Below are 26190 nucleotides of genomic sequence, written 5' to 3' on the forward strand. Positions count from 1 at the left end.
CAAATTGGTCAATACCAGTTGATTCGTCCGCGCCGTCCCGGGAGGCGCAGCGCCCGAGGAGAGGGAGGGCACGCCTTGAGGAGATGCTGGAAGGCCGCCATGGCGGCCGCAGGAGCGACCGCCGTGGCGGCCGCCTCCGGCGCGCGGCCGGTCGCCGCGCAGTCCGCGTCCGGTGCGGGACGCGACGGCTGGCGGCTCGTCGCCCGGGAGGACTTCGACCGGCCGCTGCCCGTCGACGGCGCGCCGTGGCGGCGCGATCCGCACGGTCCGCGCAGCCCGTGGCACGTGGACGCGTTCGACGACGACGGCGAGGCGTGGAAGAAGATCAGCGGGCCCGCGTTCGAGCGGCAGCTGGCGACGCTGAACGTGTTCCGCAAGCGCGTCCCGTTCGGCCGGGACGGCTGGCTCACCGCCGAGATCGCCGCCGTCGACAAGGACCGCGACGGCCGCCCCGACTCCCGGCCGGGCCTGGCGAACGCGACGCTTCCGGACGGCCAGCGGGTCGCGCGCATCTCCGAGCCGAGCTGGGACGCCGGGGTGCTGATCCGCCCCACCCGCCCCCTGCCGCGCCGCTACCGGGTGGAGATGACGCTGCGCGGCATCGACTTCGGCGGCAAGCGCGGCGGCACGTTCGACTACGGCGGCAGGCACAACGGCTACACCAGGGAGCCCTGCAAGACCCGCTTCCCGTGGACGTTCTGGGGCGCGCTGGAGGGCAAGACCCGGTGCGAGTACCCCGACGTCACCAGGGAGAACGGGTTCTACTACCTGACGATCCTCGACTACCCGACCCCGGCGCCGCACGGCAACCCCGGCATCCACTTCCGGCGCAAGGTCATCATGGACGGCTACTACAGCGACGACGACCGCTGGAAGAACGCCGGCACCTGCAACCCGAAGACACGGCGGATCTACCGCACCTTCGACGGCACCTTCAACGGCGTCAACGCCCTGTTCGTGCGCGGCGACAAGTTCCGCGAGGCCGCCAACAACAACGTCAGCAACGAGTACTACATCAAGACCCCGTGCGGGAACGTGTCCATGGACCGCCCGTACGGGCCGGGCGGCCGCTTCCAGGGCCACCTCACCAGCGTCGAGCTGCGCCCCGAACTGCTGCCCCGGGCCGCCTACCGGTTCGCGGTGGAACGCGACAACTCCGGCTACACGCTGGAGATGAGCGGCCCGTTCCGGCACACCGGCCAGACGACGCTGCGCGTCCGCCACGAGTTCGTCGAGGACGGCCGCCCGATCTGGCACTACAACCAGACGCCCGGCGAGTACGACGGGCGCTTCGACCGCAGGCTCGTCCACACCGGCCCCGCCGGCACCCACATCACCGAGCACACCTGGCCGAAAGGCTCGGCCTACCCCGACTCGTTCATCATCGGCGACCCCCACCTCAACTACTACGAGGGGTCGGCGCTGGTGGATGACATCCGCCTCTACGTCCCCGACAACGCGAGGTGACACCCCCCATGGACATCGTCAAAGACGTCCTCACCTTCCTGGCGGACAACGTGTTCGGCCAGGTTCCCGTCCTCATCGGGCTGATCACGCTGATCGGCCTGCTCCTGCAGCGCAAGCGCCTGGAAGACGTGCTGGCGGGCGCGCTGCGCGCCACGATCGGCGTCGTCATCCTGTTCATCGGCGTGGAGGTGTTCACCGGCGGGCTGACCAGCTTCCAGACGGTGCTGGCCAGTGCCATGGGCACCGAGCCGCCCAAGGCCGACCACACGCTCGCCGAGTTCCTGTCCCGCCAGGGCGGCACGGTCGCCCTGGTGATCACGGTGGCGTTCCTGGTGCACGTGGTGATCGTCCGGCTGTTCCCGGCGGCCCGGTACCTGTACCTGACCGGGCACCTGATGTTCTGGATCAGCACCGTCACGGTGGCGGCGCTGGTCACCGTCGCCCCGGACGCCGACCAGCCCACCCTCGTGCTGTGCGGCGCCGGGTTCGTGGCCGCCTACTGGACGCTGCAGCCGCTGTGGATGCGGCCGCTGATGCGCCGCGTCATGCCGGACGACCGGTTCGGCTACGCCCACACCAGCTCGCTGGCCGCGCTCGTCACCGGCTATGTCGCCCGGCCCTTCGGGGACCGCGAGCGGCACGACACCGAGAAGCTCAAGCTGCCCCGCCAGCTGTCGTTCTTCAAGGACATCAACGTCAGCACCGCGCTGGTCATCACGGTGATCATGCTGGCCGCGGTGGCGTTCGCCGACGACGCGGTGGTCGCCAAGCTGGCCGCCGAGATGGACGACAAGCTGTCGCCGTGGGTGTGGGGCCTGCTGGTGGGCCTGCGCTTCGCGGGCGGCATCGCGATCCTGCTGTTCGGCGTGCGGATGTTCCTGGCCGAGATCGTGCCCGCGTTCAAGGGCCTGAGCGACCGGGTGATCCCCGGCACCCGGCCCGCACTGGACGCCCCGACCGTCTTCCCCGTGGCGCCCACCGCCGTCATGATCGGGTTCGTGTCCGCACTGGCGGTGTTCCTGGCCTGCCTGGCGGCGTTCGCCGCGGCCGGCTGGTTCACCCTGGCCCCGCCGATGATCATGCTGTTCTTCGTGGGCGGCGCGGCCGCGCTGTTCGGCAACGCGGTGGCGGGCTGGCGCGGCGCGGTCATCGGCGGCGTGATCAGCGGTCTGACGCTGGCCGTCGGGCAGGCCGTCACCTGGGACCTGTTCGAGCGCACCGCGCCCGAGCTGGCCACCCTCGCCGACCCCGACTGGTACGCGATCGCCTGGCTGCTCAAGGCCGCCGACCCGCTGCTGGGCGGCGCCGCCGTCTGGGCCGTCCCGGTCGTGGCGCTGGCCGCGACCGTGGCGACCCTGCTCGTCCTCGGCCGCCGGGAGAGCCGCCGCGCGGCGGTGCGGGACGCCGACGGCACGGACGCCGGCGGGGACACCGGTACGGGCAAGGGCGCCGAGGCCGTCTCCGGCGCGTGAACCGCCGGCACCGACACGAAGGAGAGAACATGGCACTGGACCGCAGGCTCGAAGTGCTCGCCGTCTGCGGCGTCGGCATGGGGTCGAGCCTGATGCTCAAGATGACCGCCGAGGACGCGCTGCGTTCGCTCGACGTGGACGCCCGGGTGGAGAACACCGACATCTCCACCGCCCGGGGGATGCGCCCCGACGTCGTCATCGGGCAGGGCATGCACACCGCCGAGATCGGCGACCTGGCGCCCGTCGTCATCACGGTCACCGACTTCCTCGACCGGGACGGCCTGGAGAAGCGGCTGCGCGAGGCGTTCACCGCGCAAGGCTGGCTCTGACCCCGACCGATCACACCCCCCCCGAAGGAGGCTGCGCCCGATGCCTGAAGGGCATCCCGCCCTGGTCCGCGCCCTGCTCGACGAGCTCGACGAGCGATCGGCCAAGCCGATCGGCGACGCCGCCGCGCTGGTGCTGGAGGCCGTCGCCGCCGACGGCCTGGTGCACGTCGGCGGGGCCGGGCACTCCCTGGCCCTGGTGTGCGAGACGTTCTACCGCGCCGGCGGCCTGGCGTGCGTGCGGCCGCTGTGGGACCCCTCCGTCCTGCCCCTGCACGACGCCATGGCCAGCACCGACGCCGAACGCCGCCCCGGCCTGGGCCGGTCGGTGGTGCGGGCGGCCGACCCGTCGCCCCCGGACGTGGCGGTGGTGTTCTCCACCAGCGGGCGCAACCCCTACCCCGTGGAGATCGCCCGCGAGTGCGCCGCGCGCGGCGTGCCCGTCATCGCCGTGACGTCGCCCGAGGCGTCCCGGCACGCCGCGGCGCGGGCGGGCAGCCGGCTCACCGACCATGCCGCGGTCGTCGTGGACACCGCCGTGCCGCCCGGCGACGTCGTGCACCCGCCGGGCGCGGCCCGCACCGCCGCCGTCTCCACCGTCCTGGCCGCCTACGCGTGGACCCGGCTGCTGGCCGAACTGCACGACCTGGCCGCCGCGCGCGGCCTGGACCTGCCGTGCTGGACCAGCGCCAACGTCCCCGGCGGGGACGAGCGCAACCGGCACCTGCTGGAGCGCTACCGCCACCGCGTCCCCGAACTGGGCGGCCCGCCGGGCTGACCGGCCGGTTATACGCTCGTCGGCATGGGACGACCGCCGCGCCACGACGCCGACCGGCTGCTCGACGCCGCCGCCGACCTGGTGGCGGCGTCCGGGCCGCGCAGCGTCACGGTCGCGGCGGTCGCCCGTACCGCCGGCGCCCCCAGCGGCTCGGTGTACCACCGCTTCCCGGGGCTGCCCGCGCTGCTGGCGGCCCTGTGGGTGCGCACCGTCGAGCGCTACCAGGAGGGGCTGTACGACGCGCTGCGGCTCGACCCGCCGGGCCGGGCGGTCATCGCCGCGTCCCGGCACACGCTGGTGTGGAGCCGCGAGCACCCGCGCGACGCGCGCATCCTGCTCTACAGCCCCGCCGACTTCGACGAGCCGAACTGGCCGCCGGAGACCCGCGAGCGGCTGCGCGCCGCCAACCGCCGCGTCCTGGCCGAGGTGCGGGCCCTCGGCGGCCGGATGGGCCTGGACACCCCCGAGGGCCTGGAGCGCCTGTACCAGATCGTCGCGGACCTGCCGCTCGCGGTCGCCCGGCGGCACCTGTCGGCGTCCGGCACCGTCCCCGGGTGCGCCGAGACGATGCTGGTGGCCAACCTGGAGGCGCTGCTGGCGGGCGATCCCGCGGCATCGTGACCGCATGTGGTCAGACCGTCACGCACCGGTCGCCTGCCGGGAACGATCGGGCCGTGACCGATGTGATCGTGGTCGGTGCGGGACCCGCGGGCTCGGCGGCGGCCTGCCACCTCGCCCGCGCGGGCCTGGACGTGCTGGTGCTGGAGAAGGCCGCGTTCCCGCGCGAGAAGGTCTGCGGCGACGGCCTGACGCCTCGCGCGGTCCGCGAGTTGATCGCCCTCGGCGTCGACCTGGACCGCCCCGGCTGGGCGCGCAACCGCGGCGTCCGCCTGGTCGCCGGGGGACGCGCGCTCGACCTGCCCTGGCCCGACGGCACCGCGTTCCCCGCCTTCGGCCTGCTGCGCACCCGCCGCGACCTCGACGAGCTGCTGGCCCGCCGCGCCGTGGCCTGCGGCGCCGTGCTGCGCGAACGCACCCGGGTGACCGGCCCGCTGCTGGACGACCGCACCGGCCGCGTCGTCGGCGTCAGCACCGACGCCGGCGCGCACGAGGCGCGTCTGGTCGTCGCCGCCGACGGGGCCTCCTCCCGCCTGGCCGTCGCGCTCGGCCTGCGCCCCCGCGCCGACCGCCCCGTCGGCGTGGCGGTGCGCCGCTACTTCCGCAGCCCGCGCCACGACGACGACATGCTCGAATGCCATCTCGACGTCGCCCCCGCCGGGTACGGCTGGGTGTTCGGCATGGGCGACGGCACCTGCAACGTCGGCGTCGCCCTGCTGCGCCGCACCCGGCGCGACCCGCGCCGCCTGATGGACTCCTGGCTGGCCGCGCTCCCGCCCGCCTGGGGCCTGGCCCCGCACAACGCCGCCGGCCCCGTCCGCGGCGCCGCGATCCCCATGGGCTTCTCGCGGCTGCCGCACTACCGTCCGGGCCTGCTGCTGGTCGGCGACTCGGGCGGCATGGCCAACCCGATGAACGGCGAGGGCATCGGCTACGCCCTCGAATCCGCCCGCATCGCCGCCGACGTGATCGTCCAGGCCCTGGCCCGCCCGACGGCGTCCCAGCGCGAACGCGTCCTGCACACCTACCCGCGGGCGTTGCGAACGTCCCTCGGCGCCCCCTTCACCCTGGGCCGCTGGTTCACCCAGGCGATCGAGAACCCGCAGATCATGCGCCTGGCCACCCGCCAGGGCCTGACGCACCCCTCCCTCATGCGCCTGGCCGTCCACATTTTGAGCGGCCACACCGACCCGTCCCCCCGCACCCCCGCCGACCGCCTGGCCAAAGCCCTGACCCGCCTGACCCCCGCCCCCTGACACCACCCCGCCCCCGGCATGGCGACTCCTTACCCTGGAGTGACCGTGACCGGTGCGCCTCCTCCAGTGCCGTCGATGCGGACTTCTCGACCGGCCGCGCGCCGCGGCTCGTGGACGACCTCGCCGACTCCGAAGTCCGCGGTCGAGGACCGTGCCCGCGACGCTCTCCCGTCAGCGGATGTGAAAAGGGCAGTCGTCCATCCGGAACGGCTCGTCTCGGACCTTCTGGAGGATCGGCCGCCACTCATCCCAGACTGGATTGACACGCCGTCCGAGCACGACCGCCACCACCTTCGCCGCACCCGCGGCCTTGAGCGTGTGGGACGCCGACTGGATCCGCGATCCGGTCGTCCACGTGTCGTCGATCAGGAGGACGGTCCGGCCCTCCACCCACTCGCGCGCCCGGTCGTTCAGGCCGAATCTGTCCCGCTGGAACGTGCGGCTCTGGCCGTCCGGCCTCGCCCCGGGGGCGAGCGGCAGCCAGGGGAGGCCGAGCCGGTCGCCTATCAGCGTCCGGAGCGGATGCAGGCCGGGCCGCCCCTTGGTGCTCGGCACGACCGCCGCGGCGGACGGAGCCGTGCCTCCCGCCGCTTCCACCAGGCAGCGGCCGTGGTCGGCGAGGAACACGACGAGCAGACTGAGTAACCGGCTGCGGCTGATCTCCGGCGGGGTGCGCCACTTGTACGTGCGAAGGTCGTGCATGTGCTGCTCATGCGCGTGGGCGTAGGAGATCGGCGCCACGACGTCGGCCATGCTGTCCGGGGCCGCCCGGAAGTGCTTGTCGCACGGTATGCAGCGGAGGAACGAGGAGCCGGCAGGACCCCTGCACGTCATGCAGATTCCGGCCCCGGCCGGGAGCGGATTGCGAAGGTACTGGGCGTGTTCGGCGAGCCAGGCGCGCAGCGGCGCGACAGGGTCACGTCCAGGCAAAGGGGGGCGCCTCCGAAAGCGAGTCCGGCGATATCTCGGCCCGGCGGATCAGTGTGTTGGCGACGTCGAGCATCTCCGCCGCGCTGTGCACCACGTGAACACCGGGGCGCCGAGCGAAATCGCGCGCCCAGTCATGCTCCAGCAGCCTGTCGGTGATGATCACCGGTCGGCCGTGGGCGAGGGCGAGCCCCGCCTGGCTGCGCGCGCCACTGCGCCACGGCGCTTCGACGACCAGAGTGGCCGCAGCATAACCGCTCATGACGGCGTTGCGCATGAGAAAACTGCGCTTGTGCGGCGGTGCGTCCGGCCAGAACTGGCTGATCACCAGGCCCTGACGGGTGATCTGCTCCTGAAGCTCGCGGTTCTCCGCCGGATAGTGCCGCCGGATCCCGGTTCCGATCACGGCGACGGTGCGACCGCCCGCCCTCAGCGCAGCGCGGTGCGCGGCCGTGTCGATGCCTCTGGCCAGGCCGCTGACCACGGTGACTCCATCGGCGGCCAGTTCGCAGGCCACGGTGTCGGCGATCCGCAGGCCCTCCGGGCTGGCCTGCCGGGTGCCGACCACCGCGATGGCCCGGCGGTCCTCGGCGAGTGCGCCCCTGGTGAACAGGATCGGCGGCATCTGGTGGATCTCGCGCAGCTGCGCCGGATAACGCGGGTCGAAGAAGGCGTGCACGCCCAGCCCCTCGGCCTGCCAGGCCGTCACGTCGCGGGCGGCCTCCTCGATCGCCTCTTCGACAGGGTCTCCTTCGGTGAACAGGACCTCCTGTGGGCGGAGCCGTCGCGCCAGCACATCGACGGCGCTGTCGGCCTCCAGGACCTCCTGGGCCGTCTCTTGCCACTGTGCCCCTGGCAGACGCAGCAGGGCGACGAGAGCGCTCCGTTCTCGCAGCTGGGGGTCCATGTCCCAGATGCTAACCCGGGGCACCGTCACAGCGGCGGGGTAGGTCCCTGTTTTATCGAAAGTATGTGCGAACGTGGTCGTCCGAGGTGGTGGCGGAGCGAGGGCTCGGCCCAGGATGCCAGGTAGCGCGCGCCCTCGTGGCGACTCGACCGTTCTTGGACCGCTGTCGTGGAGCGGCGCCTCGGCCGCATTGGCCCCGCTCGGCTGTCAGTTCCGACGGGCCGTACATCGCCGCCTGATGGCGCAGAACGGAACCGTTTCTGCCGCACTTGATGGTTGGGGCTCGTCGCGGCATCGTGATCGAATTCGAGCGCGGCGATGCCTGCTGTCCGGTTGCGCTGTTCGCCCACGACGGGGCCGACGGGTACGCGACCAGCCGTGAATGCACCGTCGCCCCGGAAGCAGTGTGCCGGGGGCTGGTAACGCCACCGGCCTTGCCGGGCGCGGCTGCGGTGGCCGCTGGGGCTGCCCCTCGGCGATGGGGAACGCTGTCGCGGATCGTCCAGGTGTGGTGCTGTGGTAGGGGCTCACATGCTTAGGAAGGTGGGGGTGGGTAGGGGACGGGCATGGTTAAACAGGCCCCGCGAGAGGCGCTCGACCAGAGCGTGGCGATCACGCGGGACGTGGCCGAGGCGGCGCAGCGGGAGATGTGGGACAAGGCGCAGCGCCGGCTGCCGGCCGTGCAGATGGGCATGGTGGCCGGGACGCTCGGCGCGCTGGCGACCGCGGCCTCGTACCGGCTGAGCGTGCTGCTGCTGGAGAAGAGGCTGCGGCCCGAACTCGCCGCGGCCGTGGCGGCCGCCGCGTACGGCGGCGGGGCCGGGGCGGCGGCGATGGCGGCGGTGCGGCGGTGGCGGGGCCATCCGGTGCCGCTGCCGACCGAGACCGCCCGCAAGGTCGCCGAGATCCTCGCGGACGCGGCGGGCGGTGAATAGGCCGGGTGCGGCCCGACGTCGTCGCCGTTCCCCCGGCCGTGGAGGAGGGGTTCGACCGCGTGGACGTGATCAGGCCGGAGTTTGGGCAGGTTAGGGCGGATATTTCCGGGTAGCCGTTACCCCGTCGTCCAGATCCGGGAGTGAGGGCCATGGAGTACGAGGCCAGCCGCACGATGCCGGCCGACGGCCGCGTGGTGTTCGACGTCGCCGCGGACACGGCGAACATGCACCGGTGGCTGCCCGGCGAGATCGACGTGCACGAGACCGCCCCCGGTTTCGCCGAGGCAAAGGACCACGCCCACGGCGTCGACCGCGAGGGCGTCGTGCGCACCTCGCCCGAGCGGTTCCGGCTGGAATGGGAGAGCCGGGGCACGCGCGACTACGCGGGCTGGCTCCAGGTCATGGACAACCCCGGGGGCACCAGCGAGGTCGTGGTGCACCTGTCGTTCCTCGGCGACCAGCCGGAGGCGACGGGGGAGACGCAGGCGTACGACCACGCCGAACGCGAGCTGCGGCAGTCGCTGGACCGCCTGGCGCAGGAGGTCGCCCGCCGCGCCGGACAGCCCGGCGGGAGCTGACCGCCGCCCGGACATGGAGCCGGCCCGATCGGCGGGGCGGTTCCCGCCGACCGGGCCGGGCGTCATGGCCCGCCTACCTGCGGGCGACGAGGTGGTACTGCCGTTCGATCTCCCAGGCGGTCAGCGGGCGGTCGAACAGCATGACGCTGTCGATGCGGCAGTTGCAGGGGTTCTGCTCCCGCGTGTTCTGCGGGAAACTGCCGCCGATCTTGATGCCGCGCGGGTCGGTCGCGCTGGTCGTGTGCGGGCCGGGGGTGCCGCCGATGGCCCACGGGTCGTCGGTGCGGGTGTAGAAGCCGGACAGCGGCTTGCCGTTCTTGTACAGGGCCATGGTGCCCTTGTCGAAGTCGAACGTCGCGGCCAGGAACACCCAGGTGTTCAGCGGCAGGATCTTCTGCCAGTCCTCGTCGGCGGCGAAGGTCTGGGAGTTGCCGCCGTCGATGCGGCGGCCGAGGGCGACGACGCGCTGCTGTCCCTGCACGTCGATGATCTCCAGGAGGGCGCGCACGTCGTGGCCGTTGGAGTCGCCGCTCAGCACGCCCGCCAGTCCGGTCGCGTTGTACCTGTCGTCGGGGTCGGCGGTGTTGGAGTTCGGGCTCGGGTTGGCGCCGGTCATCTTGAACCAGCCCAGCACGGTGGCGCCGCGCGTGGCGTTGAACGCGCGCAGCGTCGGCACGCCGGTCTCGGAGTAGATCCCGGCCTTCCAGTCGTCGTTGCCCGCGGCGGTCGGGTTGACCTGCCCGAGCTGGATCGAGCCCTTGCTGCCGCGGTGCGCGCCGTCCGGCACCCGCATGGCGGCGCCGCCGTTGACCAGGTCGATGTCGGTGCCGGACGGGCCGAGGTCGCGTTCGCGCGCCGGGTCGCCCTTGACGGGGTGCTCGAAGTCGTAGTGCGCCACCAGGCCGTGCCGGAGGCTGGGGAACACGTCCGGGCGGCCCTTGCCCGACGCCGCGTCGGCCTGGGCCTGCGCCGGGACCGCGGCGAGCGCGCCGCCGAGCAGCGCCGCCACCGCGATACGGCGAACGATCATCGTCTTCTCCTTGGGGCGGGGGAGTGTCCGTGGGACGAAGGGGCGGCCCCGGGCGGGCGAGGGAGGTCTGGCGCCCGCCCGGGGCCGGCCGCACGGCCGTCGGAGCGTCGCAAGGCGGCCGTGCCGGTCACCTGGTGATCAGCCGGCGCGGGTCCCGGTGACGGTCAGGTCGCGGACGCTGCCGACGTTGTCGAACGAGCCGAAGCCCACCCGGCCGGAGCGGAACGTGGTGTCCACGGCCGTCATCAGCGGGCGCTTGGAGCCGTCCAGGTAGACGGCGATCTCGCCGGTGTCCGCGCAGTGCTTGACGCGCACGTCGTGCCACGCCTCGTCGGTGACGGCGGGCGGCGCGCCGTGCGGGACGAGCCGGTCGCCGTTCCACTGCTGGTCGATGCGCGTCCGGTCGGCGTCGTTCACCACGAAGATCCCGTTGTGCGGGTAGATGGTGTTGTCGCTGGACAGGTGCGCGTAGTAGAAGCGGGTGTCGGACTGGTAGCCGAAGACCAGGACGACGTCGCGGTTGCTGACCGACACCGGCGTGTCCAGCCGGACCTTGGCGGTGATCTCGCTGGAGCCGAGCTGCGGGCCCTTGGTCAGCACGGCGTACTCGTACGGGCGGCGCGGGCCGGGACGCTCGGTGCCCGCCTCGGCCAGCACGGCCTCGCGGCCGTTGAACCGCCACTTGGACGGGGTGACCGGCGCCCAGTCCTTGCCCGAGGTGGCCTGCACGCGGACCGGCGTGGTGCGGCAGTCGGCGAAGGTCTTGGTGCCGACGACCTTCCAGATCTTGCCGTTGGCCTTGGCCAGCAGGTACGGCTCGCCCTGCGCGTCCTTGCCGAACCGGGCGTCCACCCGGGTGTCGCCGGCCAGCTGCTGCAGCGTGACGGGGTTGCCCTCGGTGTCGTAGGCGGCCATCGAGTAGAGCTGCGCGCGCTTCTGCCCGGTCGGGTCGCGCTGCATCTCCTTCTCCTCGGCGTACAGCAGCCGGCCGTTGACGATGTCGGTGATCAGCAGCTTGCCGCGCAGGGCCGGCAGCTTCCCGCCGCGGTAGACGAAGCCGGTGGAGATGGCGTTGCCGCTGTCGGCGGTGCAGGACAGGTTCGGCGGACGGTCGTGGTCGTAGGCCGCCACCGGGTAGGTGTAGCCGTACTCGGCGTCGTCCTCGGGCAGCGGGTGCAGGTAGCAGCGGTCGTTCTTGTCGAACCGGAACGCGCCCTCGCGCTCGCTCCAGCCGAAGTTGTCGCCGGGGCGCACGTCGTAGACGGCCTCGATGGCGTGCTCGCCGATGTGGCCGAGGAACATGCGCTTCTGCCCGCCGGTGTCCCAGCTGAACCGGTGCGGGTCGCGCATGCCGACGGCGTAGATCTCCTTGACCACGCCGTCGCGGCCGGCGTAGGGGTTGTCGGCGGGGATGCCGTACTTGCCGTTGTCGCTGTTGTCGCCGGCCGGGTCGATGCGCAGGATCTTGCCCTGCGGGACGGCGAGGTTCTGCGGGTCGCCGCCGTTGTCGCCGACGTTGCCGTTGCCGCCGTCGCCGACCGCCAGGTAGAGCTTGCCGTAGTCGGCGCTGCCGGGCCGGGCGTTGGGGTTGAAGTCGATCTGCTGGATGCCGTGGATCCGTCCGGAGAACCCGATGCGCAGCAGCTCGCGGTGGGTGCCGCTGAAGGTCTGCGCGGACGGGTCGTCGGCCGTCCACTCGCTGACGATGCCGTGGTAGGCGGTGTTCGGCTGCGGCGTCAGGTCGGGCTTCTTGGTGGTCAGCGCGTTACCGGACTCCACGTGCACGGTGTAGAACTTGCCGTTGCGCTTGAAGTCGGGGTGGAAGGCGACGAAGCCGAAGCCCTGGCCGAGGCCCTGGGCGGAGAAGAAGTCGGGGAACCGGGCCTTGACGTCCAGGTAGACGTGGTGCCGGTAGGTCTTCTTGTCCAGGAAGTACAGGTTGCCGTTCAGGTCCGGCACGTACAGGCGGCCGGAGTTGTCGGGCACCTCGCCCACGTAGTTGATGCGGTTGCGCCGCACCAGCCGCGGGTCGGTGACCATGTCGGCCGGGGTGGGGGTGGACTCGGGGAGCTGGGCGACCTCTTTGAGGACCAGCCCGATTCCGGACGGTGCGGGGTCCTCGGGAATGGGGTCGACGATCGGGTCGTCCGCCTTCGCCTGCGGCGGGGCCGCCAGCAGCGCGGCGACCAGCGCCGTGAACAGGGCTGTGACGAGTGCGACCAGTTTCGGAGGAGACCAGCGGATTTCTGTCATTCCGGCCCTCCAGGGGGTGGGGGGTGGGGTGAAAGCGCTTTCTGTAAGCGCTTTCCTAGAACGTACGAGTGTCGATCCGGTCCGTCAAGAATGAACTTATGGTTGCTGGTGTGGCCGGTTTCGGACGCAGTGGTGCCCCAAGGTCAGCACAGCCGAAACCAGGAGTCCGGCCGGGGCCGCCGCCGCGAACCCGGCCAGTGTGAGCACCAGCGCGGCGCCCGCCGCAGGCGCCCACAGCCAGGTGGACACGGGCCGCGCCGGACGCCCCCGGCGCCGCCGCGCCGCCTCGGCCGCCAGCGGCGGGATGAGCGCCGGCAGCGCCGCCGCCAGCAGGGTCAGCCAGGACAGCAGCATCTGGTCCACGCGCAGCGCGGCCAGCACCGAGCCCGGCACCGCGATCGCCAGCACCGCCGCCGCGTGCGGCAGCGGCGGGGCGAACCGCCGGACGGCGAACACCCCCGAATGCACCGTCGCCAGCGTCGGTGCGATCACCGACGCGGCCACGAACAGGTTCGCCACCGGCAGCCCGTGCGGCCCGGCCAGCACCGCGACCACGTCGGTCGAGCCGCTGGAGGCCGCCAGCCCGGCCCCGACCACCGAGGCCGCCAGCGCCGGGACCACCAGCAGGCCCACGCACCAGGCCAGGTCGCGGCGGTCGCGCAGCCCCACCGTGAAGTCGGGCGCGCGCACCGCGAACACCGACACGTAGCCGACGTAGCCCGCCAGGTCGGTCACCAGCGTGACCGGCGGTCCCGCGCGCGACCACACCACCGGCGGGTCCGGCGGCGCCAGCCGCACCGCCACGATCGCCACCAGCGCGATCGCGGTGAGCGTGGTCCCCACCGCCACCGCGTTCCAGCGGCCGCTGCCGCCCAGCAGCACCGCCACCAGCGGCACCGCCAGCAGCGCCACCCCGACCGGGGCGGCCAGCCCGGTCAGCTCGCCCAGCGCCGCCCCGCCCAGGCCAACGTTGAACCCGAACCAGCCGACCATCGCCACCGCGAGCAGCCCGGTCAGCGTCCGCTCGGCCGGGCCGGGCAGATACCGCGGCATCAGCGCGGCCACCGCCACGCCGTCGCCGCGCGGCGGCCGCAGCCCCAGCCGCCCGCCCGCCGCCAGCAGCAGCGCCATGACCGCGCCGCCCGCCGCCAGCACCAGCACCGGCAGGACGCCGTCGTGCCGCCCGCCGATCTGCGCACCGAGCACCAGCGCGCCCGGCGCCGTGCCGATGCCCAGCCACGCGCCCGCCGCGTTCCGCCACGTCCGCTCGGGGACGCCGGCGGAGCCGGCGGGCCCGGACCGGTCCGACGCGCCCGCCATGAGCGGTCAGCGGCCCAGGTCGGGGATCTCGATGCGGCGCCCCTCCCGCCAGGACCGCAGGCCCAGCTCGGCGAGCTGCACGCCGCGCGCCCCGGCGTAGAAGTCCCAGGTGAACTCCGCGTCCTCGGCGACATGCCGCAGGAACATCTCCCACTGCACCTTGAAGCCGTTGTCGAAGTCCGCGTTGTCGGGGACCTCCTGCCACTGGTCGCGGAACTTCTCGGTGACGGGAAGGTCGGGGTTCCACACCGGCTTGGGCGTCATGGCGCGGTGCTGGACGCGGCAGCGGCGCAGCCCCGCGACGGCGCTGCCCTCGGTGCCGTCCACCTGGAACTCCACCAGCTCGTCGCGGAACACCCGGGTGGTCCAGGAGGAGTTGATCTGCGCGACGATCCCGCCGTCCAGTTCGAAGATGCCGTACGCGGCGTCGTCGGCGGTGCAGGTGTAGGTCTTGCCGTTCTCGTCCACCCGCTCGGGGATGTGCGTGGCGCCCAGGCACTGCACCGACCGCACCGGCGCGAAGATGTCCTCCAGCACGTACCGCCAGTGGGCGAACATGTCGAGGATGATGCCGCCGCCGTCCTCGGCCCGGTAGTTCCAGCTGGGCCGCTGGGCCTCCTGCCAGTCGCCCTCGAACACCCAGTAGCCGAACTCGCCGCGCACCGACAGGATCCGGCCGAAGAAACCGCCGTCCACCAGCCGCTTCAGCTTGCGCAGCCCCGGCAGGAACAGCTTGTCCTGCACGACGCCGTGCTTGACACCGGCCTCGTCGGCCAGCCGCGCCAGCGCCACCGCCTCACCGGTGTCCTCGGCCAGCGGCTTCTCGGTGTAGACGTGCTTGCCCGCGGCGACCGCGGCGCGGATCGCCGCGGCCCGCGCGCTGGTCACCTGCGCGTCGAAGTAGATCTCGACATCGGATCGTTCCAGCGCCGCGTTCAGGTCGGTCGTCCACTCGGTGAGCCCGTGCCGGTCGGCCAGGGCGCGCAGCTTGTCGGCGCTGCGCCCGACCAGCACCGGCTCCGGCCACAGCACGGTCCCGTCGGCCAGCCGCAGCCCGCCCTGGTCGCGGATCGCCAGGATCGAGCGCAGCAGATGCTGCCGGTACCCCATCCGGCCGGTCACGCCGTTCATGACGATCCCGAGGGGCCTGCGTGCCATCCGTTCCTCCTGTGTCCGTCGCTTCCGCGGCGCCGTTTCGCCGCGTCCGCGACCTCGGTCCTCGCCGGGCGGCTCGATCGCCTGGCGGCTGTCCTCTTCGCTCCCGCGCCCCCGGGCCCGGGCCAGGCGGCCTGCACCTGGCCCGGCGGCCCGGTTCCGGCGCGGCGACCTGCCCACGGCCCGGTGGCTCGACCCCGGAAGCCGTGGCGGGCGGCCCGCGCGCCGCCCGGGACCGGTCAGTCGGCGGCGGCGCCGGCGCCCAGCAGCTCGCGGATGCGGGCGGTGACCCGCGCGAACTCCGGGGTGGCCACCGTGGTGGAGTACTCGCGCTCCGCCGGCAGGTCCACGTCGATGATCTCCGCGATCCGGCCCGGCCGGGACGTCATCACCACCACCCGGTTGGCCAGGTATGCCGCCTCGGCGACGGAGTGCGTGACCAGCAGCACCGTGGTGCCCGTCTCCCGCCAGATCCGGTTGAGCTCGATGTTGAGCTGCTCGCGGGTGAGGGCGTCCAGGGCGCCGAACGGCTCGTCCATCAGCAGCACCGGCGGCTCGTGCAGCAGCGCCCGGCACAGCGCCACGCGCTGCTGCATGCCGCCCGACAGCTCGTGCGGATAGGCGTCCTCGAAGCCGGTCAGCCCGGTCATCGCCATCAGCTCGGCGGTGCGCCGCCGGGCCTGCTCGGCGGGCATGCCGCGCATCTCCGCCTGCAGCAGGATGTTGCGCTTGGCCGTGCGCCACTCCAGCAGCGCCGCCCGCTGGAAGACGTAGCCGATGTCGTGCCGGGGACCGGTCACCGTCTCGCCGCGCAGCCGCGCCGTGCCCGACGACGGCTTCAGCAGCCCCGACACCAGCTTCAGCAGCGTCGACTTGCCGCAGCCCGACGGCCCGACGATCGCCACGAACTGGCCCATCGGCACGGTCAGCGAGACCTCGGCCAGCGCCGTCACGTCGCGCTTTCGGGTGCGGAAGCGCACCGCCACGCCGTCGAGCTCCACGGCGTTCTCGGTCGCCCGGTCCGGTGCCTCGGCCGCTGTCTCCGCCTTGCTCATGATCCTCATCGCTGCTCGTCCCGTCGCTCGTCGGTGCGGCCGCCGGAGCGCCCCGCCGGCCCGCTCACCTGCGTGTCACCCCTGCGGCGCGGTGTCGGCCAGCCAGTACTCCGACGGCGGCTGGGCCTTTTCGATCACACCGGCCTGGTGGAAGACGTCGATCGTCTGCTTCCAGTCCGCCTCGGTGTTGACGCCGGGCGCCTTGCCCTGGGTGTTGGGCGTGTGCAGCAGCGTCAGCGTCGTCTTGAACTGCTCGGTCAGCACCGACTCCGGCGGCAGCTGCTCGGAGGCGCCCTGCATGGACGCCACCGCGCCCGCCTGGTCGGACTGCGCCGCCGTCCACGCCTCGCTGGTCGCGGCGACCATCTTCTTCACCAGGTCGCGGTCGCTGTTCAGCTTGCGCTCGCCGACCAGCAGCCCGTTGGAGTAGAAGTTCAGCCCGTACTCCGAGAAGCGCAGGTACGACACCGGCTTGCCCGCCTTGTTCTGCATGGTCGGGCCCTGGTCGCTGGCGTAGCCGAGCAGCCCGTCGGCCTGCCCGGAGATCACCGCCGACATCTTGCCCGCCGGGTCGGTGTTCTGGATGCGCACGTCGCTCTCGCTCAGCCCGTTCTTCTTCAAAAAGACCGGGAAGGTGCGCGACAGCGCGTCGCCCGCGGTGCCCGCGATGCGCTTGCCCTTCAGGTCGGCGGGCTTGGTGATGCCGGTGGCGGTGAACGACTGCACCGACGCCGGGGTGGTCTGCAGGAACACGCCGATGCTCTTGACCGGCATGCCCTTGTCGACGGCCGCCAGCAGCGCCGGGGTGTCGGCCCAGCCGAAGTCGGTCTGCCCCGCGCCGGTCGCCTGGACGGTCTTCTGCGAGCCCTGGCCCGCGTTGATCGTCAGGTCGATGCCGTGCTTTTCGTAGATGCCCTTCTTCTTGCCGTAGTAGAACGGCGCGTGCTCCCCGTAGGGGTACCAGTTGAGGGTCAGGGTGACCTTCTTCAGCTTCTTGCCCGAGGCGCTGGTGGTCTCCTCGCTGTCACCGCCGCCGCACGCGGACAGCGCCAGCGCGGGGATCAGGGCGGTGGCCGCCAGGGTGGCAAGTCGTCTCATTGTCCGGCCTCCGAGGATGGGGTGGGTCACGCCGCTGGGGGTCGAAGCGGGGTGCGGCGGCATGGGGGGGTGGGATGCGGACGCGGCGTCCGCTCAGAAGGTGGTGGTCGCGGCGTCCGTCCGGCGGCTGGCGTGCCAGGGCAGCAGCAGCCGTTCGGCCAGCTCGATCAGCACGAACAGCACGACGCCGAGCGCCGACATCACCAGCAGCGCGGCGAACAGCATCGGGGTGTCCAGGTTGCCGTTGGCCTGCTGGATCACATAGCCCAGGCCCTCGTTGGCGCCGACGAACTCGCCCACCACGGCGCCGGTGACGGCCAGGGTCACCGCCACCTTCAGCCCGGAGAACAGGTGCGGCAGCGAGGCCGGGAAGCGGATCTTGGCGAACGTCTTCCAGGGCCCGGCGCCCATGGTGGCCGACAGCTGCAGCATCTCCGGATCCACCGACTTCAGGCCGGTCACCATGGCGATGACCACCGGGAAGAACGCGATCAGCACCGCGACGAAAATCTTGGGCGTCACCCCGAAGCCCAGCCACACCACGAACAGCGGGGCGACCGCGATCTTCGGGATGACCTGCGCGAACAGCAGGATCGGGTAGAGCGTGCGCTCCACCGAGGAGGAGTACACCATCACCACGGCCGCGGCCACGCCGATCAGCGCGGCCAGGATGAACCCGGCCACCGTCTCGTACGTGGTCACCCAGCTGTGGTGCCAGATGTAGCCCCATTTGTCGACCATCAGGTCGAGCGTGGCCCCCGGCGAGGGCACCAGGTAGGACTCCACGAGTTCGGCCGCGGTGACCGCCCACCAGGCGGCCAGGCAGGCCAGCAGCATCGCCACCGGCCGCCAGGACCGTTCCAGGGCCTCTCGGGCCCGTTCGCCCAGGGGCGGGCGGCCGCGTTCGACCACCGCCGCGTGCGGCGAGTTCTCGGCCGCGGGCGTCGCGGACGCCGCCGTGGACGTCGACGTCGTGCCCTGGCTCACCATCGGGGCCACCTCCGTGGTCGGCTTGGAAAGCGATTTCAGAAAGCGCTTTCTGATGTACCGTAAGAACGACGCAGCGTGCGGTCAAGAGGCGGATCGGAAAGTGACCGCGCGATCGGGGCGACCGAGAGGCGGCGATGGGAGTGCAGACGGGACCTGGGCGTTCGCACGTGACCCTGCGCGATGTGGCGCGGCGGGCAGGGGTGTCGCTGGCGACGGCGTCCCGGGTGCTCAACGGCACCGCGCAGGTGCGCGCCGACCTGCGCGAGCGGGTGCTGGCCGCGGCCGCCGAGCTGGCGTACGCGCCGAACGCGCACGCCCAGGCCCTGGCCAGCGCGTCCAGCAAGGCCATCGGCGTGATCTGCCACGACGTCAGCGACCCCTACTTCGCCGCGATCTCCCGGGGGGTGATGCGCACCGCCGCCGAACACGGCCTGCTGGTCATGCTGGCCAGCACCTTCCGCGACCCCGACCGCGAGATCGAGTACATCGCGATGCTGCGCGCCCAGCGCGCCCGCGCCATCCTGCTCATCGGCTCCGGCTTCGAGGACCGCGCCTGGGAACGCGCCATGGCCGCCGAACTGGACCCCTACGTGCGCGCCGGCGGCCGCGTCGCGGTCGTCAGCCGCCACCGCAGCCTGCGCGTCGACACCGTCCAGCCGCAGAACCGCGAGGGCGCCGCCGCCCTGGCGCGCGCCCTGCTCGACCTCGGCCACCGCGACTTCGCGGTGCTGACCGGCCCGCGCTCGTTGACCACGGTCGCCGACCGGCTGGCCGGCTTCACCGGCGCGCTGGCCGACGCCGGGCTGCGCCCCCGCGTGGTGGAGGGCGGCTTCACCCGCGACGGCGGCTACGCGGCCGCCACCGAACTGCTCCGCCTCGACCCCCGTCCCACCTGCGTGTTCGCGGTCACCGACGTGATGGCGATCGGCGCGCTGACCGCCTTGCGCGACCACGGCGTCGACGTGCCCGGCGAGGTGTCCCTGGCGGGCTTCGACGACATCCCGATCGTCGCAGACCTGACCCCGCCCCTCACCACGGTGTCCCTCCCGCTGGACGAGATGGGCGAACGCGCCATGCGCCTGGCCCTCAAGGAGCCCCGCGCCAGCCGCAGCCGCATCGAACGCATCGCCGGCCGGGTCATCCTCCGCGCCAGCACCGCCCCGCCCCCCAGCGCTCCCGCCCCGCGCGCGCCCCGCCCGGCGTCCTCCGCCGACCGCCGCCGACACGGCGCCTCCGCCGAGCACCGAACCGCCGCTGACAGTTCCGCCGCCCCCGCCCGCTAGCGCACGTCTGGTGGATCATGGTGGGCCCGCAGCAGCCCGGCGACCAGGGCGATCCCGACCACGTCGCGGCGTCGGCAGGGCGGCCGCACCGAAGACGGGCAGGCGGCCGCCGCCCCGGCCAACTCGCGCGGCGGACGACCCGGCCGGTGCCCCCACCCGCATTCAAGAACCGCAGGCCAAGATCCACCAGCTGTGGTCAGCGCTTGCCCGCAACCTGCCTCGGGGGAACAGGCAAGGGCGTTGGATCACAGCAACGCGGCCGTGAGAGGTCGGCCGCTGAGCGCGGCTACGGACCCGGAGCCACAGGCGGGCCGTCGGGGCCGGTGGCCTGGTGCGGCCACTTCGCCGAGTCGTCGCGTCGCAGCCGGGCCACCTCTTCCATGCGGTCACCCGGGATGACGACCTGCGTGACGTCGACGGCCTTCTCGTCCTTCGCGCTGCAGCCGATGCGCACGATCTCCGGCACCTCCTCCGAGATGCGGGGGTGGATCCACGTCGTCGAGATCTGGAAGGCCGGTTCGCCCTCCGGTCCGGTGACCCGGAGCCGTCGCGTGACGACCTCCCCGACCGGCACGTTCAGCAGGTGCGCCAGCCGCGGATCGTTGAGCGGAGCCTTGCCGGTCTTGGGGGTGATGTGGTGGATCCACAGCTCGTCGCCCATCGCAGCCGGAAAGCTGTACCCGCCCGCGGCCTGCCGGCCGTCCTTCACGTGCCGGGTGTTGCCTGACCACGTCCGTCCGCATGACGACCTTGCGGTGCTTCGGCCGGACGACGGTGCCCCTGCGCGGCACGGAGACCAGGCGGCCCTGCTCGGCCGGCTTGCCGACGGCCCGCGCGACGGCGTTGCGGCTGGCGCCGTAGTGCTCGGCGAGCCGCGCCATCGGCGGCAAGGTCTCGCCGGCCTGCCACTCGCCCTCATCGATGCGCCGCAGCAAGTCCTCCGCGATCTCGCGATACCGCGCTGACCCCACGTGCCCAACCCTTCACTCACCGATTTGTTGAAGCTTATTGACGGATACGCTGCGTGGAGAGCGCCGCAGGCAACGAATAGCTCCACCCACTTTCGAGAGAGCGGCTCAGAAGAGGTGGGCGCGTTCGTCGATGGTGTGGGTCGGGGGAGTCAGGAAGATGTTGTGCGGGAAGGCGGGGCCGTAGGCGAGGTTGAGGGTGTCCAGCCGGTACGACCAGCCGTGGTAGCCGCTGAAGCGGTAGTTGATCTTCCAGCGGAGGGTCTCGCCGGCGGCCAGGCGGATGTTCTTCGGGCGCCCTTGCCGCCAGGGGTTGCCGAAGGGGGACGGCCTGAGTTCGACGTGCAGCAGGCCGTCACGCTCGTGGACGTGCACGAGGTCGCGGTGCGGCGGGCCCCCGGTGACGGTCTCGTGCGGGGCGAAGTCGTGTTCCTCGCGCATGTGGACCGTGTGCACGAACGGCGGGTCGGCCGAGGGGAGCGGAAACGCCTCGGGGCAGGCGTTGCGGCGTGCGGCGCCCGGGGCGCCGCGGGACGCCTTCGTCCAGGAGACGCGCACCAGCTGGGTCGTGACGTTCACCCCTCGATGATCGCGCCTGCGAACCCGTCGGGGCGCCCCCGGAGTGGAGGCGCCCCCGAGTCCGTGTTCGGACGGACGACCGGTCTGGATGTCGGCCGACGCGGTGTCTGCGTCGCATCGGCCAAGGCCGTCCGCGTGTGTCACTCGGTGGTGTACGGGGTGTTCTGGCCCGCGACGATCTTCCAGCCGTCGTGCCGCTTGGCGATGACGTAGAAAGCGGTGCCTTGGGTTCCCTTGACAGGGGTGCCTCCGCTGTCGGTGGGGGTCTGCGTCACGTTCACCGCGATCACGTCAGGGGCGAGTTCCAGCAGCTTGACGACGTCGTAGCGGGCGTAGGCGTCGCGCAGGAAGGTCTGCATCGCCGGGGCGCTGAACTCCGCGATCGCCTTGCGGCCGTCCAGGCGCTTGCCAGCGGCGTTCGTCCAGGACGTCTGCTCGGCGAACTGCTCGCTCAGGGCGATCGGATCCTTGTCGTTGAACGCCTTTTCCAGCGCCTTGACCACGTCGACGACGGCGGCCTGGGTCTCCGCCGGGATGTCTCCCACTACGAGGATGTCCTGTGCCATGGCCGTGCCCTTCTTGCGGTTCGTTGATCACTGCCATGGCCTACTCAACAACCTCAAGCAAGGTTGAGGTCAACTCGGCCGGGGCCGGCCGGGGGCGCCGTCACGGTCGCGGGCGCCCCCGGCGGGCACAGCGGTTGGGGGTAGGAAGCCCGTGGTCGGTCGGGCCCATCGAGCAACCTGGATGTCGGCCGATCAACGATCGGCGCGCTCTGCCGCGGGCGCGGGTGACGTGGACTCGGCCGGCTTGGCGTCCTGGTCGGTCCGTACGTCGACCGTGCGCTGCTTGGGCCAGGCGTCGAGCCTGGTGCGGCGAGGGTTGGCAAGACGGCTGCTCATGTTCGCGGTTTTCCTCCCATGGGGCCGCTGCCGCGGCCGATGATCTTGTGAGTTGGACCGATCGTCCTTGCGGTACAACACCTGCAAGTGGACAGATCTTCTCCGATAACCCGGCCCCTACCGCAAAATGGTCTAGACCGTTAGGCGCGGGTCTGCCTTGCGCAACGACCGTTATGCCTGGTCAGTCCCGTTTATTGGGCTTTGCCCAGTCGAACGTGCGTTCAACCGCCCGGCGCCAGTTTTCGTACTCGCTCTCCCGCCGCCGCGGGTCCATCGACGGGACCCAGCGGGCGGCGCGGTGCCAGTTGCGGCGCAGGCCGCGCAGGTCCGGCCAGTAGCCGACGGCGAGCCCGGCGGCGTAGGCGGCGCCCAGGGAGACCGTCTCGACGACCATGGGCCGCTCGACCGGCACGTTCAGCACGTCGGCGACGAACTGCATGAGCAGGTTGTCGGCGGTCATGCCGCCGTCGGCCTTCAGCTCGCGCAGGCTGAGCCCGGAGTCGCGGTTCATCGCGTCCACCACCTCGCGGGTCTGCCAGCCGGTGGCCTCCAGCACCGCGCGGGCCAGGTGCCCCTTGGTGATGTAGGAGGTCAGGCCGACGATGATGCCGCGGGCCTCGCTGCGCCAGTGCGGGGCGAACAGCCCGGAGAACGCCGGGACGATGTAGCAGCCGCCGTTGTCCTCGACGGTGCGGGCCAGCGTCTCGATCTCCGGGGCGGTGGAGATCAGCCCGAGCCGGTCGCGGAACCACTGCACCAGCGCGCCGGTCACCGCGATCGAGCCCTCCAGCGCGTACACCGCGGGCTCGTCGCCGATCTTGTAGCCGACGGTGGTGAGCAGCCCGTTGGCCGACCGGACGGGGGTGGTGCCGGTGTTCATCAGCAGGAACGCGCCGGTGCCGTAGGTGCACTTGGTCTCGCCGGGGGAGAAGCACGTCTGCCCGAACAGCGCGGCCTGCTGGTCGCCGAGCGCGGCGCCGATGCGCACGCCGGGGAAGATCCGGCGGGCGGTGGCGTAGGTCTCGGTGGACGAGCGGATCTCCGGCAGCATGGCCCGGGGGATGTCGAAGAACGCCAGCAGGTCCTCGTCCCAGCTCAGCGTCTTGAGGTCCATGAGCAGGGTGCGGCTGGCGTTGGTGACGTCGGTGACGTGCACCCCGCCGTCCACCCCGCCGCTGAGGTTCCAGATCAGCCAGCTCTCCATGGTGCCGAACAGCACCTCGCCGCGTTCGGCGCGTTCGCGCAGGCCGGGGACGTGGTCGAGGGTCCAGCGGATGCGCGGGGCGGAGAAGTAGGTGGCCAGCGGCAGGCCGCTGCGCTCGGTGACGATCCCGGCGCCCGGGGCGCGCGACAGCTCTTCGACGAGGGCGTCGGTGCGGGTGTCCTGCCAGACGAGGGCGCGGCCGACGGGCGCGCCGGTCAGCCGGTCCCACAGCACGGTGGTCTCGCGCTGGTTGGCGATGCCCACGGCGGCCACCTGGGCGGGGGTGGCGCCGGCCTGGGCGAGGGCCTCGGGCGCGATGCGTTCGAGGTTGCGCCAGATCTCCACGGGGTCGTGCTCGACCCAGCCGGGCCGGGGGAAGTGCTGGCGGTGCTCGCGCTGCGCGACGGCGACGAGGCGGCCGCTGTGGTCGAACAGGATGCACCGGGTCGACGTGGTGCCCTGGTCGATGGACATCACGTAGCGTTCGACCACGGCCCCTCACCCCCTGTCGTCGCCGGCGCCGTCACCAGCGCGATCCCCCCAGGTCGCGGGAGACGGCGCGCGCCGCGTCCCGCACGAATCCGACGAGCTTGGCGGCCGGGACGCGCTGGGCGTCGCAGATGCGCTCGACCGCCCCGGACACCCCGATCGCCCCCACGACCAGGCCGCCGTGGCCGCGGATCGGCGCGGCGATGGCGGCCTCGCCGATCGACAGCTCCTCGATCTCCGCCGCCCAGCCGCGCTCGCGGACCTGGGCCAGGGCGCGGGCCAGCTGCCGGGCGTCGGTGACGGTGCGGCGGGTGAACGCCTCCAGCGCGACGCCGCGCACGCAGGCGGCGGCGTTGGCATCGTGGGCGAGCAGCGCCTTGCCGAGCGCGGTGGCGTGCAGCGGCAGCAGCGAGCCGACGTCCAGCGCCTGGAGGGTGTCGTCGGGGCGGAACACGTGGTGCACGACGAGGACCTGGCCGTCCAGCAGCGTGCCGATGCGCACCGCCTCGCCGCTGCGGGCGGCCAGCGCGTCGGCCCAGTTGATGGCGCGCGAACGCAGCTCGTTGACGTCCAGATAGCTGGTGCCCAGGTGGAGCAGGGCGGCGCCGAGCTGGTACTTCCCGCTGGCCTTGTCCTGCTCGACGAACCCCACGCGCTCCAGCGTGCGCAGGATGCCGTGGGCGGTGCCGCGCGCCAGCCCGAGCGACTGGGCGATCTCCCCGACGCCCAGCCGGCCCGAGCTGCCGGCCAGCAGCCGCAGAATGGCCGCCGCCCGCTCGATCGACTGCACCGGTCCCGGCATGGACGCGAGCGTAGTTCATCTTCATCGCGGGTGCCGACATTGTCGACATAGGTCGGCATCACCGTCATTTCCGCTGCGAACTGCCCTAATGGTGTGATCCGCCGCACAGCTGGGAGGGTAACCGGCCGGGGGAGACGGGGGAAGTGTTCGACATTGTCGGCACCCGTCCGTTGCCGGTCGCCGAGCGCCGTTCTAGCGTCCACGGCACCGAGGAGCGCACGCGCCCTCCCCCTCGGCCGCGATCCGGCCGCCGACGCGGCGCCCCTCGCCCCGACGTGCGGCCGCCCCCCGACCACCCACGGCCGCACGCCTGTGCCCGCCCCGTCCGAGGAGGTCAGCATGGCGGTACGCAGCAGGGAGCCGGGACTCGCCGGGGAGATCGCCGCCGAGTTCGCCGGCACCATGATCCTCATCCTGTTCGGAGTCGGAGTGGTCGCGCAGGTCGCCGCGGCCGGCATCGGCGACCACGACAGCATCGCCTGGGCCTGGGGCATCGGCGTCACCCTGGGCGTCTACGTGGCGGCGCGCATCAGCGGCGCCCACCTCAACCCCGCCGTGACCGTCGCCCTGGCGGTCTTCCGCGACCACCCGTGGCGCAAGGTCGCGCCGTACGTGCTGGCGCAGACCGCCGGCGCGTTCGTGGCGGCGCTGGTCGTCCGCTGGAACTACAGCGAGGTGCTCGCCAAGGCCGACCCCGGCCACAGCATCAAGACGCAGGGCGTGTTCTCCACGCTGCCGGGCAACGGCGAACTGCCGGTGACGATGTGGGGCGGTTTCCGCGACCAGATCATCGGCACCGCCATCCTGCTGTTCGTGATCCTCGCCCTCACCGACGTCCGCAACCGGCCGCCGCTGGCCAACCTGACCCCCGTGGTGATCGGCCTGCTGGTGGTCGCTATCGGCATGGCCTGGGGCACCGACGCCGGGTACGCCATCAACCCCGCCCGCGACTTCGGCCCGCGCCTGGCCTCGTTCCTCACCGGATACGAGACCGCCTGGCGCGACCAGCACGGCGACCTGTACTTCTGGGTGCCGATCGTGGGCCCGCTGGTCGGCGGGGTGCTCGGCGCGGGGCTCTACAAGGCGCTGATCCACCGGTTCCTGCCGGGCGACGAGGACGGCGCCGCGGCCGCCGTCCCGGAGAAGGCCGAGCACCAGCCCGCCTGACCCGCCCCCGATCCCGCCCCACCACCTGGAGAGAGACACATGGCTGACTTCGTCGGAGCGATCGACCAGGGCACCACCAGCACCCGGTTCATGATCTTCGACCACGGCGGCAACGAGATCGCCCGCCACCAGCTGGAGCACGAGCAGATCCTGCCGCGGGCGGGCTGGGTCGAGCACAACCCCGTCGAGATCTGGGAGCGCACCCGGGCCGTCATCGAGACCGCCCTGACCAAGGCGAACCTGCAGTACGGCGACCTGGCCGGGCTCGGCATCACCAACCAGCGCGAGACCACCGTGGTGTGGGACCGCCGCACCGGCCGCCCGTACCACAACGCGATCGTCTGGCAGGACACCCGCACCGACGCCATCGCCGCCGCGCTGGACCGCGACGGACGCGGCGACGTGATCCGCCGCAAGGCGGGCCTGCCCCCCGCCACCTACTTCTCCGGCGGCAAGATCCAGTGGATCCTGGAGAACGTCGCAGGGGTGCGCGAGGCCGCCGAGGCCGGCGACGCGCTGTTCGGCACCACCGACACCTGGCTGCTGTGGAACCTCACCGGCGGCCGCGACGGCGGCGTGCACGTCACCGACGTCACCAACGCCAGCCGCACCATGCTCATGGACCTGGAGA

Annotated in this window: 26 protein-coding genes and 1 pseudogene; 11 read left to right on the forward strand and 16 right to left on the reverse strand. The window is 72.5% G+C overall.

From position 1 onward, the window contains the following. Positions 1 to 75 precede the first annotated feature (75 nt). The 6 genes from ABD879_RS07250 to ABD879_RS07275 are packed head-to-tail and all read left to right on the forward strand — an operon-like array spanning position 76 to position 5917. Positions 76 to 1467 carry a hypothetical protein gene (locus tag ABD879_RS07250; protein WP_345018696.1) on the forward strand — a complete coding sequence of 464 codons (1392 nt, stop codon included), beginning with the start codon at positions 76 to 78 and terminating at the stop codon, positions 1465 to 1467. Positions 1468 to 1475: 8 nt separating this feature from the next. Further along, entirely contained in the window at positions 1476 to 2939 is a 1464-nt protein-coding gene (gene ulaA, locus ABD879_RS07255; protein WP_345018698.1) for a PTS ascorbate transporter subunit IIC, read from the forward strand. Between the two features lie 29 nt (positions 2940 to 2968). Beyond that, positions 2969 to 3268 carry a PTS sugar transporter subunit IIB gene (locus tag ABD879_RS07260; protein ID WP_345018700.1) on the forward strand — a complete coding sequence of 100 codons (300 nt, stop codon included), beginning with the start codon at positions 2969 to 2971 and terminating at the stop codon, positions 3266 to 3268. Between the two features lie 40 nt (positions 3269 to 3308). Next, positions 3309 to 4043 carry a sugar isomerase domain-containing protein gene (locus tag ABD879_RS07265; RefSeq protein ID WP_345018702.1) on the forward strand — a complete coding sequence of 245 codons (735 nt, stop codon included), beginning with the start codon at positions 3309 to 3311 and terminating at the stop codon, positions 4041 to 4043. A 24-nt stretch (positions 4044 to 4067) separates the two neighbouring features. After that, on the forward strand, positions 4068 to 4664 hold the full coding sequence (locus tag ABD879_RS07270; protein WP_345018704.1) for a TetR/AcrR family transcriptional regulator: 597 nt from the start codon (positions 4068 to 4070) through the stop codon (positions 4662 to 4664). Between the two features lie 53 nt (positions 4665 to 4717). Continuing rightward, positions 4718 to 5917, forward strand: coding sequence for an NAD(P)/FAD-dependent oxidoreductase (locus tag ABD879_RS07275; RefSeq protein ID WP_345018706.1), 1200 nt, complete (start codon positions 4718 to 4720; stop codon positions 5915 to 5917). Between the two features lie 171 nt (positions 5918 to 6088). Here the strand turns inward: ABD879_RS07275 and ABD879_RS07280 are convergent, their stop codons facing one another. Both ABD879_RS07280 and ABD879_RS07285 read right to left on the reverse strand, forming a co-directional pair. Continuing rightward, entirely contained in the window at positions 6089 to 6670 is a 582-nt protein-coding gene (locus tag ABD879_RS07280) for a phosphoribosyltransferase (RefSeq protein ID WP_345018708.1), read from the reverse strand. A gap of 163 nt (positions 6671 to 6833) precedes the next feature. After that, the gene (locus ABD879_RS07285) at positions 6834 to 7751 is read right to left on the reverse strand and encodes a DNA-processing protein DprA (RefSeq protein WP_345018709.1); all 918 of its coding nucleotides are present in this window, start codon (positions 7749 to 7751) and stop codon (positions 6834 to 6836) included. A 566-nt stretch (positions 7752 to 8317) separates the two neighbouring features. Between ABD879_RS07285 and ABD879_RS07290 the strand changes: the two genes are divergently transcribed. Together ABD879_RS07290 and ABD879_RS07295 are read left to right on the forward strand one after the other, a co-directional pair. After that, positions 8318 to 8686: a phage holin family protein gene (locus ABD879_RS07290; RefSeq protein WP_345018711.1), complete on the forward strand. Its 369-nt coding sequence runs from the start codon at positions 8318 to 8320 to the stop codon at positions 8684 to 8686. 149 nt (positions 8687 to 8835) lie between these two features. Beyond that, positions 8836 to 9264, forward strand: coding sequence for an SRPBCC family protein (locus ABD879_RS07295; RefSeq protein ID WP_345018712.1), 429 nt, complete (start codon positions 8836 to 8838; stop codon positions 9262 to 9264). Positions 9265 to 9337: 73 nt separating this feature from the next. On the opposite strand, the gene ABD879_RS07300 is transcribed toward ABD879_RS07295, so the two are convergent. From ABD879_RS07300 to ABD879_RS07330, 7 genes are all read right to left on the reverse strand, one after another. Continuing rightward, positions 9338 to 10294: a LamG-like jellyroll fold domain-containing protein gene (locus tag ABD879_RS07300; protein WP_345018714.1), complete on the reverse strand. Its 957-nt coding sequence runs from the start codon at positions 10292 to 10294 to the stop codon at positions 9338 to 9340. 138 nt (positions 10295 to 10432) lie between these two features. Then, positions 10433 to 12547 carry a PQQ-dependent sugar dehydrogenase gene (locus tag ABD879_RS07305; protein WP_345018715.1) on the reverse strand — a complete coding sequence of 705 codons (2115 nt, stop codon included), beginning with the start codon at positions 12545 to 12547 and terminating at the stop codon, positions 10433 to 10435. A 96-nt stretch (positions 12548 to 12643) separates the two neighbouring features. Next, a complete protein-coding gene (locus ABD879_RS07310) occupies positions 12644 to 13867 on the reverse strand; it encodes an SLC5/6 family protein (RefSeq protein ID WP_345018717.1) in 1224 nt (407 codons plus the stop codon). 6 nt (positions 13868 to 13873) lie between these two features. Next, on the reverse strand, positions 13874 to 15025 hold the full coding sequence (locus tag ABD879_RS07315) for a Gfo/Idh/MocA family protein (RefSeq protein ID WP_345018719.1): 1152 nt from the start codon (positions 15023 to 15025) through the stop codon (positions 13874 to 13876). A 236-nt stretch (positions 15026 to 15261) separates the two neighbouring features. Next, positions 15262 to 16077, reverse strand: coding sequence for an ABC transporter ATP-binding protein (locus ABD879_RS07320; RefSeq protein ID WP_345018721.1), 816 nt, complete (start codon positions 16075 to 16077; stop codon positions 15262 to 15264). Positions 16078 to 16152: 75 nt separating this feature from the next. Beyond that, entirely contained in the window at positions 16153 to 17175 is a 1023-nt protein-coding gene (locus ABD879_RS07325; protein WP_345018723.1) for an ABC transporter substrate-binding protein, read from the reverse strand. A gap of 93 nt (positions 17176 to 17268) precedes the next feature. After that, on the reverse strand, positions 17269 to 18165 hold the full coding sequence (locus ABD879_RS07330; protein WP_345018725.1) for an ABC transporter permease: 897 nt from the start codon (positions 18163 to 18165) through the stop codon (positions 17269 to 17271). Positions 18166 to 18299: 134 nt separating this feature from the next. On the opposite strand from ABD879_RS07330, the gene ABD879_RS07335 reads away from it, so the two are divergent. Next, on the forward strand, positions 18300 to 19448 hold the full coding sequence (locus tag ABD879_RS07335; RefSeq protein ID WP_345018727.1) for a LacI family DNA-binding transcriptional regulator: 1149 nt from the start codon (positions 18300 to 18302) through the stop codon (positions 19446 to 19448). A gap of 286 nt (positions 19449 to 19734) precedes the next feature. Here ABD879_RS07335 and ABD879_RS07340 read toward each other — a convergent pair whose 3' ends face one another. The 7 genes and pseudogenes from ABD879_RS07340 to ABD879_RS07370 form a co-directional block, all read right to left on the reverse strand. Next, on the reverse strand, positions 19735 to 20109 hold the full coding sequence (locus ABD879_RS07340) for a hypothetical protein (protein ID WP_345018749.1): 375 nt from the start codon (positions 20107 to 20109) through the stop codon (positions 19735 to 19737). Positions 20110 to 20275: 166 nt separating this feature from the next. Beyond that, positions 20276 to 20419, reverse strand: a pseudogene (locus ABD879_RS07345) (GntR family transcriptional regulator); the annotation flags it as partial. Positions 20420 to 20524: 105 nt separating this feature from the next. After that, positions 20525 to 20995 carry a hypothetical protein gene (locus ABD879_RS07350; RefSeq protein WP_345018729.1) on the reverse strand — a complete coding sequence of 157 codons (471 nt, stop codon included), beginning with the start codon at positions 20993 to 20995 and terminating at the stop codon, positions 20525 to 20527. Positions 20996 to 21135: 140 nt separating this feature from the next. Then, a complete protein-coding gene (locus ABD879_RS07355) occupies positions 21136 to 21561 on the reverse strand; it encodes an SgcJ/EcaC family oxidoreductase (protein ID WP_345018731.1) in 426 nt (141 codons plus the stop codon). Positions 21562 to 21753: 192 nt separating this feature from the next. Next, a complete protein-coding gene (locus ABD879_RS07360; RefSeq protein ID WP_285494976.1) occupies positions 21754 to 21897 on the reverse strand; it encodes a hypothetical protein in 144 nt (47 codons plus the stop codon). A 181-nt stretch (positions 21898 to 22078) separates the two neighbouring features. Continuing rightward, positions 22079 to 23593 (reverse strand): glycerol kinase GlpK, encoded by a 1515-nt coding sequence (glpK, locus tag ABD879_RS07365; protein ID WP_345018734.1) that lies wholly within the window; start codon positions 23591 to 23593, stop codon positions 22079 to 22081. 31 nt (positions 23594 to 23624) lie between these two features. Then, positions 23625 to 24392 (reverse strand): IclR family transcriptional regulator, encoded by a 768-nt coding sequence (locus tag ABD879_RS07370; RefSeq protein ID WP_345018736.1) that lies wholly within the window; start codon positions 24390 to 24392, stop codon positions 23625 to 23627. A gap of 339 nt (positions 24393 to 24731) precedes the next feature. On the opposite strand from ABD879_RS07370, the gene ABD879_RS07375 reads away from it, so the two are divergent. Continuing rightward, the gene (locus tag ABD879_RS07375; protein WP_345018738.1) at positions 24732 to 25559 is read left to right on the forward strand and encodes an MIP/aquaporin family protein; all 828 of its coding nucleotides are present in this window, start codon (positions 24732 to 24734) and stop codon (positions 25557 to 25559) included. A gap of 39 nt (positions 25560 to 25598) precedes the next feature. Beyond that, on the forward strand, positions 25599 to 26190 hold a 592-nt coding region (locus ABD879_RS07380), incomplete at its 3' end, for an FGGY family carbohydrate kinase (RefSeq protein WP_345018740.1).

The organism is Actinomadura keratinilytica (genome assembly GCF_039539665.1).
In the GTDB taxonomy this organism is placed as follows: domain Bacteria; phylum Actinomycetota; class Actinomycetes; order Streptosporangiales; family Streptosporangiaceae; genus Spirillospora; species Spirillospora keratinilytica.

Bases quoted from the DNA above. Each gene is read 5' to 3' on its own strand.
- ulaA (WP_345018698.1), top strand. From the start codon at position 1,476: ATGGACATCGTCAAAGACGTCCTCACCTTCCTGGCGGACAACGTGTTC.
- ABD879_RS07260 (WP_345018700.1), top strand. From the start codon at position 2,969: ATGGCACTGGACCGCAGGCTCGAAGTGCTCGCCGTCTGCGGCGTCGGC.
- ABD879_RS07265 (WP_345018702.1), top strand. From the start codon at position 3,309: ATGCCTGAAGGGCATCCCGCCCTGGTCCGCGCCCTGCTCGACGAGCTC.
- ABD879_RS07270 (WP_345018704.1), top strand. From the start codon at position 4,068: ATGGGACGACCGCCGCGCCACGACGCCGACCGGCTGCTCGACGCCGCC.
- ABD879_RS07280 (WP_345018708.1), bottom strand. From the start codon at position 6,670: ATGGCCGACGTCGTGGCGCCGATCTCCTACGCCCACGCGCATGAGCAG.
- ABD879_RS07285 (WP_345018709.1), bottom strand. From the start codon at position 7,751: ATGGACCCCCAGCTGCGAGAACGGAGCGCTCTCGTCGCCCTGCTGCGT.
- ABD879_RS07290 (WP_345018711.1), top strand. From the start codon at position 8,318: ATGGTTAAACAGGCCCCGCGAGAGGCGCTCGACCAGAGCGTGGCGATC.
- ABD879_RS07295 (WP_345018712.1), top strand. From the start codon at position 8,836: ATGGAGTACGAGGCCAGCCGCACGATGCCGGCCGACGGCCGCGTGGTG.
- ABD879_RS07300 (WP_345018714.1), bottom strand. From the start codon at position 10,294: ATGATCGTTCGCCGTATCGCGGTGGCGGCGCTGCTCGGCGGCGCGCTC.
- ABD879_RS07305 (WP_345018715.1), bottom strand. From the start codon at position 12,547: ATGACAGAAATCCGCTGGTCTCCTCCGAAACTGGTCGCACTCGTCACA.
- ABD879_RS07310 (WP_345018717.1), bottom strand. From the start codon at position 13,867: ATGGCGGGCGCGTCGGACCGGTCCGGGCCCGCCGGCTCCGCCGGCGTC.
- ABD879_RS07315 (WP_345018719.1), bottom strand. From the start codon at position 15,025: ATGGCACGCAGGCCCCTCGGGATCGTCATGAACGGCGTGACCGGCCGG.
- ABD879_RS07320 (WP_345018721.1), bottom strand. From the start codon at position 16,077: ATGAGCAAGGCGGAGACAGCGGCCGAGGCACCGGACCGGGCGACCGAG.
- ABD879_RS07325 (WP_345018723.1), bottom strand. From the start codon at position 17,175: ATGAGACGACTTGCCACCCTGGCGGCCACCGCCCTGATCCCCGCGCTG.
- ABD879_RS07330 (WP_345018725.1), bottom strand. From the start codon at position 18,165: ATGGTGAGCCAGGGCACGACGTCGACGTCCACGGCGGCGTCCGCGACG.
- ABD879_RS07335 (WP_345018727.1), top strand. From the start codon at position 18,300: ATGGGAGTGCAGACGGGACCTGGGCGTTCGCACGTGACCCTGCGCGAT.
- ABD879_RS07340 (WP_345018749.1), bottom strand. From the start codon at position 20,109: ATGGGCGACGAGCTGTGGATCCACCACATCACCCCCAAGACCGGCAAG.
- ABD879_RS07355 (WP_345018731.1), bottom strand. From the start codon at position 21,561: ATGGCACAGGACATCCTCGTAGTGGGAGACATCCCGGCGGAGACCCAG.
- ABD879_RS07360 (WP_285494976.1), bottom strand. From the start codon at position 21,897: ATGAGCAGCCGTCTTGCCAACCCTCGCCGCACCAGGCTCGACGCCTGG.
- ABD879_RS07370 (WP_345018736.1), bottom strand. From the start codon at position 24,392: ATGCCGGGACCGGTGCAGTCGATCGAGCGGGCGGCGGCCATTCTGCGG.
- ABD879_RS07375 (WP_345018738.1), top strand. From the start codon at position 24,732: ATGGCGGTACGCAGCAGGGAGCCGGGACTCGCCGGGGAGATCGCCGCC.